The organism is Serratia sp. TSA_7, from assembly GCF_052692135.1.
Map to the genome: position 1 here is coordinate 164,803 of NZ_JBQZFU010000009.1, position 11,491 is coordinate 176,293.

The window sequence follows — 11,491 nt, forward strand, 5'->3', positions numbered from 1 at the left end:
TGATAAGGATTATGCGCAACGTACGCATTGATGACATCGACCATGTGCCAAGGTCGGTGATTGCCATCGGCACCGACTACCCGTCGGGCCATTTACTGCCCATGCACAGCCACCGCCGCGCTCAGTTGCTCTATGGCGCTACCGGCGTAATGCACGTATTTACCCACCAGGGGAACTGGATTGTGCCGCCGCAGCGGGCGGTGTGGCTGCCGCCGCAGATGCCGCATGAAGTGAGAATGGTCGGCGTCACCACCCGCAGCCTGTACATTGAACCGACCGCGCTGCTGGCCTCTCAGCCGCAGGTTTGTCAGGTGGTCAGCGTTACGCCGCTGATGCGCCAACTCTTGATGGCGGCGGTGGATATGCCGCTGGAGTACGATCCGGACGGCCGCGACGGCGCGCTGGTTTTCCTGCTGCTGCATGAGCTTGCCCAACTGCAATCCCTGCCGCTGCACATCCCCCTTCCCGCCGATCGGCGGCTGGGCGAGCTGTGCCAGCTGTTCCTGCTTCAGCCCAACGCGCACGATTCGCCGCAGGAATGGGCCACGCGCCTGTATATGAGCATCCGCACCTTCAGCCGATTCTTTCGCGCACAAACGGGGATGTCATTTTCACAATGGCGGCAACGGGCCTGCGTGGTGCTGGCGCTGGCTCAGTTGACGGAGGGCAACAGCGTAACGCAGGTCGCTCTGGAGTTGGGGTATGAGAGCAGCGCGGCTTTTGCCACCATGTTTCGCCGCGTGTTGGGACAGGCGCCGTCCTGCTATCTGGGATCGGAACGGCGCGAAAAGGCTTAGCGGAATTTCTTGTGGTTAACGTCGCGGGTTTGCTTGAATCCCTGGGCGATCTGCTTGGCTTCAGCCAGCTTGCCTTGATTGGCCAGCGCCAGCGATTGGTCTATCTGGCCGATAAGCTGGTCCAGCCCATGTTGAAAATCTTTTATCTCCGGGCTGCCGGCCGCTTTATCCTCCAGCTTCGGCGGCGTGGATTGCTTCGCATCCAGCGCGGCGGCGCGCATGTTCTGCAGACTCTGCTTCAGAGTGTCCGTTGAGTCAGTGCTCAGCACCGTTTTGTAATTGCCGGCGATGGTGTCCATATCGTCGGCCAAATCTGCCGCGACCGCCAGTGAACTGGCTCCCAGCAGCGCCAACGCCATCAATGCTTTCAGTTTGTTCGACATGCTTGCTCACCTTCCAGTTATTATTTTATCTACCCGTCGCCTTTCGAGCTGCGGCGTCGTTGGCTGCAACTCGACATTCATAGGGCATAAGTTTTTGTTCAACCTAAACATAGGCAAGGGCGCTGAAAACCGGAACAAGAGATTTGTAAGCAAGGTTATAACGGGGGGAAAGGAGAGAGGCTGGCAACCGGAGCGGCCAGCCCTGGCAGGTATTATTGGCCGGCGATTTTCATGTCCGGCAGCAGCACCGAACCGCACTGAATATTGCTGCGGGTTTCGATATCGCTGCCCACGCTGACGATGTTGCGCAGCATGTCTTTCAGGTTGCCGGCGATAGTGATCTCGCTGACCGGGTACTGGATCTCGCCATTTTCCACCCAGAAACCGGCGGCGCCGCGCGAATAGTCGCCGGTAATGCCGCTAACGCCCTGCCCCATCAACTCGGTGACCACCAGACCGGTGCCCAGTTGCTTCAACATACCGGCAAAGTCATGGCCCTGCCCGGCAATGCGCCAGTTGTGGATGCCGCCGGCATGGCCGGTGCTGTGCATGCCGAGCTTACGCGCCGCGTAGCTGGTCAGCAGCCAGGTTTGCAGCACGCCGTCTTTGACAATGTCACGCCGCTGGGTACGCACGCCTTCGCTGTCGAACGGCGTGGAAGCCAGCCCTTTCAGCAGGTGCGGGTGCTCTTCGATGGTCAGCCAGTCCGGCAGGATCTGCTTGCCCAGCGAGTCCAGCAGGAAGGTGGATTTACGGTAAACGCTGCTGCCGCTGATGGCGCCAACCAGGTGCCCGAACAGACCGGTCGCCACTTCAGAAGCGAACAGCACCGGGGCGGTCATGGTTGACAACTTGCGCGGCGCCAGGCGCGACAAGGTACGACGGGCGCACTCCTCGCCCACCCATTCAGGGCTTGCCAAATCGCCCATAGCGCGGCCAATGGTATAGGCGTAGTCACGCTCCATATCGCCATCGTGCTCGGCGATCACGCAGCTCGACAGCGAATGACGGCTTGAACAGTAGCTTTGCAACATGCCGTGGCTGTTGCCGAATACCTTGATGCCGTAGTGGCTGTTAAAACTGCCGCCTTCGGTATTGGTGATGCGTTTGTCCGCCGCCAGCGACGCCTGCTCGGCGCGGGCAGCCAGTTCGATGCCCCGCTCCGCGTCCAGCTCCGCCGGGTGGAACAGATCCAGATCCGGCGCCTCAAACGCCAGCAGGTCTTTTTCCGCCGGGCCGGCGTTCGGATCCGCAGAAGTATAACGGGCGATATCCAGCGCAGCCTGTACGGTGCGGGCAATGGCGTCCGGGCTGAGATCGGTTGAAGACGCGCTGCCTTTACGCTGCTGGTGATACACGGTAATGCCCAACGCGCCATCGCTGTTGAACTCGACGTTTTCCACCTCGCCAAAGCGGGTGCTGACGCTGATACCGGTAGATTTGGTTACGGCAACTTCTGCCGCATCGGAACCGGCGCGCGCCAGCTCCAGAGCCTGTGAAACGGCCTGTTCCAGCGCCTTGCGCTGTTCTGCAACTTGAGTGACTACTTTCATCAATCTGCCATAATTAATCAGAAAATCGTTGAGAAAAGTGCCGTGGCGGCGTGGTTGCGCGCGGAGTCACGCGCAAAAATCATGTGATTTATGCTTTTGAGTCTAACAGGAACCGCGTGGAATTTCGCATAAAGCCGGCAACCTGTTAGGATTAGCCTCTTTTTAACGGAGCCTACCATGAACAAACAGCCTGAAGACTGGCTCGACGATGTCCCGGAGAACAAAGACGAGGACGATGACGAGATTATCTGGGTCAGTAAAAGTGAAATTAAACGTGATGCCGAAGCACTAAAAGACCTGGGGACCGAGCTGGTCGAACTGGGTAAGAACGCGCTGGAACGCATCCCGCTGGACGAAGATTTGCGCGCCGCCATTGAACTGGCGCAGAAGATCAAGAAAGAAGGCCGCCGCCGTCAGTTGCAACTGATTGGCAAGATGCTGCGCGCCCGCGACGTAGAGCCGATCCAAACCGCGCTCGACAAGCTGAAGAACCGCCACAACCAGCAGGTTTCGCTGTTCCACAAGCTGGAAGCGCTGCGTGACCGTTTGGTGGAAGAAGGCGATGACGCGATCCCGTCTATCCTGGCCCTGTACCCGGAAGCCGATCGCCAGCAATTGCGCGCACTGGTGCGTAACGCGCAGAAAGAGAAGGCCGCTAACAAGCCGCCGAAAGCCTACCGTCAAATCTTCCAGTACCTGCGCGATCTGGCCGAGACCGCCGAATGATCGCCGCCGTCACCATGGGATGAACCCGTTTCATCCCCGGTGATGTGCAGGTTCACCGCTGCTTTCGCGAATATTGAAACGCAGGCTGCCTTCCAGCTCTTCCTCCGCCTCTTCAAACAGCAGGATAATCGCGCCGAAGCGGCGTTTGCTACGGGCATCGAGATGGGTAAACTCAATCTCGACCGGCAACCCGATATCGACGGTCACCACGTCCCACAACGCGTCCAGATTGGCGCCGAAGGCTTCATCGAGCGCAAACTTATGCGCAAAATCGCGATAGAACGCCGGCAAATCGTGGATCTGATTAAAATCGAACTCTACTTTTGCCATCAAGCTCACTCCACCCGAATGAAGTTTTTATAATGGTCACGCGTGACAAAAATCAGGCCGTCGCTGGAATACAACAGGCGATCGGCCCCGCGCCGGCCGCATTGATAATTGATGTCCGCCTCGCGCCATACCCGGCTGCGGGCGGTAGGCAGTTGCCCTTCACGGTTTGAGAAACGATCGCCGCCAATCGCTTTGCCCGGCAGAACCGAACACAGGTTGCCGTTGCGCGCATCCCACCCCTGCTCACGCGCCTGCTTTTTGGTAATGTAATAGTCCGGCAGCCGCTGATGCTGCTGCAGGTAGCTCACCACCCTTTTTTGCTGCGTCAGTTGGTCGATGCTCTGGCCTTCGGCCACCGCAGGCACGTTGGCAATCACCCGATCGTTACCGCGCAAAGCGCTAAAACCGGCTATCACAACGGCGATGACGATCGCCACGAGGATCCGCTTGTTCATTACTGTCCCTGACTGAGTGCCGACAGAGGTGCATCAGCACCCATGCCCGTTGGATTTATAGATGAAAAGAATGAATCAGAGATGACCGGCAGGTAACATTTTCACTTCAGGGAACCCATGCCTTAATAATCTGCATCACCCATTCATGCTTATCATGCCATTTTCCCGTATGCCTGGCACTCAGTGCAACTCCGAAACAAGGCTCTATCAGGCAAGTATAGCCCCGGATGAGCGCATCAGGGGCCTCAGCGCATCAGTCGATCAACGCGTGGCGATAGCGGTGCAGCATGTCGGCCAGGCGTTTTACCGGGCCGGTGACGCTGAGCGGTGCCTGATAGTCCACCAACTTCTGCTGATAGTCGTTCATCTCGCTCAACAGCCGATCGTAATAATAGGCGCGTTTCACGTCATTCTTGGCTGAAACCACGTGATCGGCAGTATTGCGGATCTGCTTATGGAAGGCCGAAAGCTCCTCGCTGGCCGGGATTTCCGCCCGCTGCATGCGCTGGTGAGCGATGATCAGGTTCAGCGCCAGCCGGTACTTGGCGATATCGTTCGGGAACATCATCAACAGCTGATTAAGCTGCTGATAAAGCGCCGGCAGGTGGTTCTGCCGACGGCGCGACGCCTTGGTGGTCAGCGCCGAGACCGCGCTGCCGACAAACTGGTTCAGCAACGTGCGGCCGGTGCGTTCACGCGAGTTGTCACGGATCAACAGCAGCACCATCAACCCCACGCAACTGCCGAGGAACTGGCCGAGCGCGCCATCGAGAAACTGGGTGACGTTAAAGGTCATCGGGTTGCTCAACACCAAAATATTGATGGTCCCCGCCAGCAGGCCGAGCGAACCCAACCGCCGTTTTTGCACCTCGATGCCGATGAAAAAGGCCAGCAGGCCAAGGCTGAGGCACAACAATAAAATGCTCTGCTGGGTCGCCGGCAGGATCACCATAAAGAACAGCGAACCGACCGGGATCGCCGCCAGCATGCCCAGCACAAAATCCATAGCCACCATGCGCGGTGCCGGGGTGCGCATCGCCAGCGACGTAATCACCGCAATGATCACCATAAAACCGCTGCCGGAAGTCCAGCCGGTCCACAGCCACAACAGGCTGCCAAACGTCGTCGCCACAAAGGTGCGCAGGCCGTTAATCATGGCGTGATGCCCTTCCGCCGAGGTCGGTCTGACCACCACTTCACTGCTCAGCACATCTTCTTCCACTGCGTTGATGCTGCTGTTGGTATGCACGCCTTTGGCCAACAGCAGGTAACGCGTGGCCGCGCCGACCCAACTGGTGATGGTCAGCAGCGTCTCGTCGGTGCGGTTGGTGGTCAGCACCTGGCGCAGCAACTTCATGCGCTTGTGGATCTCCTGCGGCGTTTGCGCCGGCACCATCAGCAGTTCGCGGATATTGTCCTTCACCGCATCCGGGTGATTGAGCAGGATAAGATAGGTCTCGCAAGCCTGAGTAATCAGCGTCAGCGACAGAGTATGCAGCGCCCGCACGCGCCGGTTGACCTTCTGCCAGCGTGATGACTCCATCATCAGGTTGCTGCGCATGCCGTTCAGCGCGGTCGTGCTTTTGACCAGATTGCTCCAGGCGCGGTCAATGTCTTCTTTCTCGGCGTTACTGACGCACATCTGCATCAGCAAATACTGATCCACCAGCAGCTTGTCTACCGCCCGGTCGATATCCAGTTTGATCGAACGCGGCGAGAACAGCAGGTCCGCCAGCACCGCGCTGACGATCCCCAGCACAATCTCGCTGCAACGCTCCACGGCGAACTGCGGCGCTTCCAGCAGGTTGGTTTCACTGGTGGAGGTCGTCACGATGATGATCAGCGCGGTATACCCGGCAAGCCCCCAGGCGTAGGAGTTTTCAACCTTGATCAGCGAAGAGATCCAGGTACAAAACCCGGCCCAGATGCAGCACAACAACAGCATCACCACCGGTGCGCGTGCGGTGGAGACAATAATCACCAGGCCGACGAAACAGCCGATAAAGGTACCGATAATACGCAACCAGCCGCGGTGGCGAATAGCGCCGGAGAACGGCTCGCCGCCCGCCGCAAAGGCCGGGCCGGCGGCTACGATGGCGGCGGTCATCGCCGACCAGCGCGGGGTTTCCAAATTGAGGTGGAAACCGACAAACAGGGCAAACACAATCGCGAAGCTGAGCTTGAAAGCGAATCTCAGCCGAATAAACGTTGGGCTATTCATTAGCCAAACTCACGTAGCCGATGCATCAGGCGAACAAAAGGCGAGCCGCTGTCGGCCTTGCGATCGTTCTTGCCGGTGATCACCACGGTCGCGGTGGTGCCGGCCGGGTACGGATGCAACTGGTCTTTGTCGTCCAGCAGGATTTTAACCGGTACGCGCTGCGCCAGGCGCACCCACTCCAGGTTGCTGTCGATAGACGCCAACCCTTTGCTGTTCACGGTGCTGCTGCTGTTGTTCACGGCGGCGGCCACGCTATCGACGGTGCCGTGCATGATGCGGTTGCTGCCCAGCGGGGTGATTTCCACACGGTCGCCCTTGTTCAGGCCATTCAGCTTGGTTTCTTCCAGATAGGCCAGAATGTAGAAGGTGTTTTTCTTCACCAGCGCCACGGCGACCGAGCCGCGGGTGATGTATTCGCCGCTGTGGACGTTCAGGTTGGTGACCCAGCCGTCGGCCGGCGCACGCACCGTGGTACGTTCCAGATCCAGCTGCGCCAGCTCGCGGGTCGCCACGGCTTTCGCCAACTGATGCTGCACGGTTTGCAGCACGTTGTTGGCCTGATCGATCTCTTCTTGCGACATCGCCTGCACGCCCAAACGCACCCGGCGGCCGGCTTCACGTTTTTTCTCCGCCGCCAGCGTCTGGTAATAGGCAACGTCGGCGCTGGCTTCCGCCAAGGCCTGCTCATAGCGCGGCCGGTCGATAACAAATAGCACCTGTCCTTTTTTCACCAGTTGGTTATCCACCACCGGTACATCGGTCAGCAGGCCGGTGACGTCCGGCGCTATCGCCACTACGTCGGCGGTAAACTTGGCGTCACGCGTCCAGGGGGATTCGGTGTAGAACACCCAGGCTTTGAATATGGCGACGATCGCTAACAGGACCAGAAACAAAGTGATCGCGATTCGAACTATTTTTATTGAGAAATTTTTCACAGCGACCTCAAACGAAAAGACGTGAAATCAGATAGAACAGACAGCAATACAGCGCGGTATTAAACAGCGCCGGATGCCAGACAAAATCGTAAATCCCGGTGGGTTGCAGCAGGCGGCGCAGCAAGAAAAACAGCGCCAGCGATACCAGCAACTCAAAAAATACCGGGGGAAACGACAGTCCGAAGATGACCATAACCGGAAGCAAACTCATCCATTTTTCCTTATTGTTCACTGCACCGGGCGTTACCCTTTCTTCTCATTCACATTCTCTTTACATGTTAGCTGACGCGCACCACAAATTTCGGCCCAGACAGGTCAGGAACCTGAAAAAAGGATAAACTCAGGGGCATACATCCGCGATAGGGATTGCGAGGATATCGGAGGGATCGGCCAAAGCTGCTCTGCCGACCGCACTCACGCGTTGGTAAGGTCTTTCCACCCGACCGGTTTATATTAGCGTGCTTACTATCAACCTATCAACAATCTGTGATCTAAATCACTTTTAAGCCAGAGTGAATAATGGAAAGACTAAAACGGATGTCGGTGTTCGCAAAAGTCGTTGAATGCGGGTCGTTTACGGCGGCTGCGCGCCAGCTTGATATGAGCGTTTCATCTATCAGCCAGACCGTCTCCAAACTGGAGAATGAGCTGCAGGTCAAGCTGCTCAACCGCAGCACGCGCCGCATTGGCCTGACGGAAGCCGGGAAAATTTACTATCAGGGCTGCCGCCGCATGCTGCAGGAAGTGAGCGAGGTGCACGAGCAGCTGTACGCGTTTAACAATACGCCGACCGGCACGCTGCGCATCGGCAGTTCGTCCACCATGGCGCAAAACGTGCTGGCGACCATGACTGCCGATATGCTGAAGGAATATCCCGGTCTGACGGTGAACCTGGTGACCGGTATTCCGGCGCCGGACCTGATTGCCGACGGGCTGGACGTGGTGATCCGCACCGGCGCGCTGCAAGATTCCAGCCTGTTCTCCAAACGCCTCGGTTCAATGCCGATGGTGATATGCGCCGCTAAAAGTTACCTCAGCCAGCACGGCACGCCGCAGAAACCCAGCGACATGGTCAACTTTTCCTGGCTGGAATACAGCGTGCGGCCGGACAGCGAATTCGAACTGATAGCCCCCGAAGGCATCACCACGCGCATCTCGCCGCAAGGGCGCTTTGTCACCAACGATTCGCAAACCATGATCCGCTGGCTGAAAGCCGGGGCCGGCATCGCCTACGCACCGCTGATGTGGGTGATCGAAGAGATCAAACGCGGCGAGATCGAGATCCTGTTCAAAAGCTATCACTCGGATCCTCGCCCGGTATACGCCCTGTACACCGAGAAAGACAAGCTGCCGCTTAAGGTGCAGGTGTGCATCGATTACCTGACGGAGTACTTCAAGCGCGTGGCGGAAGTCTATCAGGGCTACCGCTGAGCAGAAAACGGCGCGCCAGAGCGCCAAGCAGCAACAGCGCCAGCATGCCCAGCCCCCAGATTAACCAAACGGCGTAGCCCGCCCAGGTGAGCAACAACGGGAAAGAGCCGGCCAGCCAGCGCCCCAGTTCTTGCAGCATCGGCAACCAGCCCTCCAGCAGCGCCTGCGGCACCAGGCTGAGCAAGCCGGTAAACTGGGGTGCCAACTGCGCCGAGCCGTTCTCCGCCAAGCCCACCAGTGCAGGTAACCAGGCCAGCACGCCGGAGACGCCCCAGGCCAGCAGCGTCCATAATCCCATTGCCGCCAGCACGGCAGCCAGCGCCCATCCGTTCTTTGTCATGATTTCCCCCCTTTTCTGTGTTGCACTAAGCAGCAATGTAAACCATGGACTCCACTCCAGGGTAAAGCGCCGGCGAGGGGATTTACGTTTAATTACACCGCAACATTGGCAATGCTTTGATGCGATTAACAAAAGCACCATCGGCATTACTCCGCTCTGCAACGCTGCGCTATGCTGCGGGCACCTCTCCTCTGCATCGGGAATAAAAATGAAAAAAATCATACTGGATTGCGACCCTGGGCATGACGACGCCATCGCCTTACTGCTGGCCTGGGGCAACCCGCAGATCGAACTGCTGGCGGTGACCACCGTGGTCGGCAACCAGACGCTGGATAAGGTCACCCGCAACGCGCTGGCCGTCGCGCGTATCGCCAATATCACCGGCGTCCCCTTTGCCGCCGGCTGCCCGCGCCCGCTGGTGCGGCAGATTGAGGTAGCGCCCGATATTCACGGTGAGTCCGGCCTTGACGGCCCGGCGCTGCCGGAACCGACCCTGACGCTGGAGCCACGCCATGCGGTGGACTTGATCATCGATACGCTGATGGCGCATCCGCCGGGTAGCGTGACGCTGGTGCCGACCGGCGGCCTGACCAACATTGCCATGGCGGTGCGCAAAGAACCGCGCATCGCCGAGCGGGTAAAGGAAGTGGTGCTGATGGGCGGCGGCTATCACGTGGGCAACTGGAGCGCGGTGGCGGAATTCAATATCAAGATAGACCCTGAAGCGGCGCACATCGTGTTTAATGAAAAGTGGCCGCTGACCATGGTCGGGCTGGACCTGACCCATCAGGCGCTCGCCACGCCGGAGGTGTGCGAACGCATTGCCGCCATAGGTACCGGGCCGGCGAAATTCGTCGGCGAGCTGCTCGCGTTCTTCGGCAAGATGTACCAACAGGCGCAGGGATTTAGCGCACCGCCGGTACATGACCCTTGCGCGGTCGCCTACGTGATCGACCCTGAAGTGATGACGGTGCGTAAGGTGCCGGTGGATATCGAACTGACCGGTACCCTGACGCTGGGCATGACCGTGGCCGATTTTCGCGCCCCGCCGCCGCCGGACTGCCACACGCAGGTCGCGGTAACGCTGGATCAAGACAGGTTCTGGGATTTGGTGGTGGATGCGCTGGAGAGGATTGGGGAAGCAGATTAAGGATCTGGGCCTTATTTTCTTGCTGCATTACAGCTCGGGGTGATAGGAGTGCATCTCGGGCTACGGATAACGGGCAAAATCGCCACATCAGAAAAGTCACTCTTTCACCTACTACTGGCATGAATAATGTCTTTTATATTTTAAATAGATAAGCATGATTAAAACAATTTAATTACTCATAAAATATTTTATATATCCATATAAATCATTCAGTTTAATTATTAATAATTAAAAACCAATCCACCATAATTATATTAATTACTTTAACCATAAATCATATCCCCTTGCTCAAAGAAAAATGTAGCGATAGAGTAATAAGTGCAATTCTGCAATTACAACCTCTATTTGAAAAAGGATTTCCCATGCAAAAAACCGCTATGATTTTAGCCAGTACGCTACTCTTATTCTCCAGCCTGTCACTGGCTGGCGTCTCTGTTAACGGGCAAACTCTGGCGCCTGGTGGCTATACCGTTGATGCTTCAGGCAATCTCGTTCGCACCAACGATGTTGACGCAAAAGGCAATGGCGTCGGCGTTAACGTCGCCAAAGGCAATAATAATGTACAACAGGGTGACAACCAATCTCAGGTCAATGCAAAACTGTGCGCCAACGTTTTTTTGAAGAAAATTCTGCCACAGTGTCGCTAATTTAATTCTTTATCAAAAAATACGCCATGACGGGTAATGCCGACCGGTGGCTGGTGTAAAAGGGCCCATGTTCATCATGCATGGCCCCTTTTAAAATGGAACGTTCACAGGCTCTTGGCTTTATCCATTTCACTTCGCCGAGCCTGCCCGCTCCCTCTCCGACCTTATTCCCGCAGAGTTTATTCAGCAGACACTGACTCTCACCGATACCGTCACGCTGCGTAAACGAAAACTTCCTCTTGAATCGATGATTTGGCTCGTTGTCCGCATGTCCGTTTTCTGCAACCACCCTATAACCGAAACCGTTGGCCTGACGAACATCCTAGATCCTCGTTTTACGGCCCGTAGTTCAGTTATCCAGAGCCAGATACGGCGCGGCACCGGCCGCCAACGCCCCCGCCAGATTGTTGCCCGCCAGCCCCTGCAGCGCCCCGGTTACCGCTTGCGCTGCCTTCTGCAGGTCGCTGCCGGTACCGTATTTCTGCATCTCCGCTTTGTATTCCGGCGTTTCGCGCAACGCTTT

The 11,491-nt window shown here is 57.3% G+C and carries 13 protein-coding genes and 1 pseudogene; 6 read left to right on the plus strand and 8 right to left on the minus strand.

Annotation, left to right across the window (positions count from 1 at the left end; genetic code table 11):
* The first annotated feature begins 11 nt into the window (after positions 1-11).
* Complete coding sequence (locus tag ACUTQW_RS22015) at positions 12-797, plus strand: AraC family transcriptional regulator (protein WP_037433689.1); 786 nt, start codon at positions 12-14, stop codon at positions 795-797.
* On the opposite strand, the gene cybC is transcribed toward ACUTQW_RS22015, so the two are convergent.
* Both cybC and pmbA read right to left on the minus strand, forming a co-directional pair.
* Positions 794-1,180: a cytochrome b562 gene (gene cybC, locus ACUTQW_RS22020; protein ID WP_004948604.1), complete on the minus strand. Its 387-nt coding sequence runs from the start codon at positions 1,178-1,180 to the stop codon at positions 794-796. The genes ACUTQW_RS22015 and cybC overlap by 4 nt on opposite strands.
* A gap of 212 nt (positions 1,181-1,392) precedes the next feature.
* On the minus strand, positions 1,393-2,733 hold the full coding sequence (pmbA, locus tag ACUTQW_RS22025; protein WP_004948605.1) for a metalloprotease PmbA: 1,341 nt from the start codon (positions 2,731-2,733) through the stop codon (positions 1,393-1,395).
* Positions 2,734-2,910: 177 nt separating this feature from the next.
* Between pmbA and yjgA the strand changes: the two genes are divergently transcribed.
* Entirely contained in the window at positions 2,911-3,459 is a 549-nt protein-coding gene (gene yjgA, locus ACUTQW_RS22030; protein ID WP_004948607.1) for a ribosome biogenesis factor YjgA, read from the plus strand.
* A gap of 30 nt (positions 3,460-3,489) precedes the next feature.
* Here the strand turns inward: yjgA and ACUTQW_RS22035 are convergent, their stop codons facing one another.
* From ACUTQW_RS22035 to aaeX, 5 genes are all read right to left on the minus strand, one after another.
* Positions 3,490-3,789 (minus strand): barstar family protein, encoded by a 300-nt coding sequence (locus ACUTQW_RS22035; RefSeq protein ID WP_004948609.1) that lies wholly within the window; start codon positions 3,787-3,789, stop codon positions 3,490-3,492.
* A gap of 5 nt (positions 3,790-3,794) precedes the next feature.
* On the minus strand, positions 3,795-4,244 hold the full coding sequence (locus ACUTQW_RS22040; protein WP_004948611.1) for a ribonuclease: 450 nt from the start codon (positions 4,242-4,244) through the stop codon (positions 3,795-3,797).
* Between the two features lie 253 nt (positions 4,245-4,497).
* Positions 4,498-6,465 carry a p-hydroxybenzoic acid efflux pump subunit AaeB gene (gene aaeB / locus ACUTQW_RS22045; protein ID WP_064799201.1) on the minus strand — a complete coding sequence of 656 codons (1,968 nt, stop codon included), beginning with the start codon at positions 6,463-6,465 and terminating at the stop codon, positions 4,498-4,500.
* Complete coding sequence (gene aaeA, locus ACUTQW_RS22050) at positions 6,465-7,400, minus strand: p-hydroxybenzoic acid efflux pump subunit AaeA (protein ID WP_004948614.1); 936 nt, start codon at positions 7,398-7,400, stop codon at positions 6,465-6,467. Before aaeA ends, aaeB begins: the two co-directional genes overlap by 1 nt.
* 7 nt (positions 7,401-7,407) lie before the next feature.
* The gene (gene aaeX / locus ACUTQW_RS22055) at positions 7,408-7,611 is read right to left on the minus strand and encodes a p-hydroxybenzoic acid efflux pump operon protein AaeX (protein WP_004948617.1); all 204 of its coding nucleotides are present in this window, start codon (positions 7,609-7,611) and stop codon (positions 7,408-7,410) included.
* 308 nt (positions 7,612-7,919) lie between these two features.
* Between aaeX and aaeR the strand changes: the two genes are divergently transcribed.
* Positions 7,920-8,831: an HTH-type transcriptional activator AaeR gene (gene aaeR / locus ACUTQW_RS22060; protein WP_004948619.1), complete on the plus strand. Its 912-nt coding sequence runs from the start codon at positions 7,920-7,922 to the stop codon at positions 8,829-8,831.
* Here the strand turns inward: aaeR and ACUTQW_RS22065 are convergent.
* Positions 8,794-9,171: a hypothetical protein gene (locus tag ACUTQW_RS22065; RefSeq protein WP_037433696.1), complete on the minus strand. Its 378-nt coding sequence runs from the start codon at positions 9,169-9,171 to the stop codon at positions 8,794-8,796. The genes aaeR and ACUTQW_RS22065 overlap by 38 nt on opposite strands.
* Positions 9,172-9,379: 208 nt before the next feature.
* Between ACUTQW_RS22065 and uriH the strand changes: the two genes are divergently transcribed.
* The 3 genes and pseudogenes from uriH to ACUTQW_RS22080 form a co-directional block, all read left to right on the plus strand.
* The gene (uriH, locus tag ACUTQW_RS22070) at positions 9,380-10,321 is read left to right on the plus strand and encodes a uridine-preferring nucleoside hydrolase UriH (RefSeq protein WP_020439866.1); all 942 of its coding nucleotides are present in this window, start codon (positions 9,380-9,382) and stop codon (positions 10,319-10,321) included.
* Between the two features lie 362 nt (positions 10,322-10,683).
* On the plus strand, positions 10,684-10,968 hold the full coding sequence (locus tag ACUTQW_RS22075) for a hypothetical protein (protein WP_020439867.1): 285 nt from the start codon (positions 10,684-10,686) through the stop codon (positions 10,966-10,968).
* A 193-nt stretch (positions 10,969-11,161) separates the two neighbouring features.
* Positions 11,162-11,281, plus strand: a pseudogene (locus ACUTQW_RS22080) (transposase domain-containing protein); the annotation flags it as partial.
* Positions 11,282-11,491 lie beyond the last annotated feature (210 nt).

Bases quoted from the DNA above. Each gene is read 5' to 3' on its own strand.
- ACUTQW_RS22015 (WP_037433689.1), top strand. From the start codon at position 12: ATGCGCAACGTACGCATTGATGACATCGACCATGTGCCAAGGTCGGTG.
- cybC (WP_004948604.1), bottom strand. From the start codon at position 1,180: ATGTCGAACAAACTGAAAGCATTGATGGCGTTGGCGCTGCTGGGAGCC.
- pmbA (WP_004948605.1), bottom strand. From the start codon at position 2,733: ATGAAAGTAGTCACTCAAGTTGCAGAACAGCGCAAGGCGCTGGAACAG.
- yjgA (WP_004948607.1), top strand. From the start codon at position 2,911: ATGAACAAACAGCCTGAAGACTGGCTCGACGATGTCCCGGAGAACAAA.
- ACUTQW_RS22035 (WP_004948609.1), bottom strand. From the start codon at position 3,789: ATGGCAAAAGTAGAGTTCGATTTTAATCAGATCCACGATTTGCCGGCG.
- ACUTQW_RS22040 (WP_004948611.1), bottom strand. From the start codon at position 4,244: ATGAACAAGCGGATCCTCGTGGCGATCGTCATCGCCGTTGTGATAGCC.
- aaeB (WP_064799201.1), bottom strand. From the start codon at position 6,465: ATGAATAGCCCAACGTTTATTCGGCTGAGATTCGCTTTCAAGCTCAGC.
- aaeX (WP_004948617.1), bottom strand. From the start codon at position 7,611: ATGAGTTTGCTTCCGGTTATGGTCATCTTCGGACTGTCGTTTCCCCCG.
- aaeR (WP_004948619.1), top strand. From the start codon at position 7,920: ATGGAAAGACTAAAACGGATGTCGGTGTTCGCAAAAGTCGTTGAATGC.
- ACUTQW_RS22065 (WP_037433696.1), bottom strand. From the start codon at position 9,171: ATGACAAAGAACGGATGGGCGCTGGCTGCCGTGCTGGCGGCAATGGGA.
- uriH (WP_020439866.1), top strand. From the start codon at position 9,380: ATGAAAAAAATCATACTGGATTGCGACCCTGGGCATGACGACGCCATC.
- ACUTQW_RS22075 (WP_020439867.1), top strand. From the start codon at position 10,684: ATGCAAAAAACCGCTATGATTTTAGCCAGTACGCTACTCTTATTCTCC.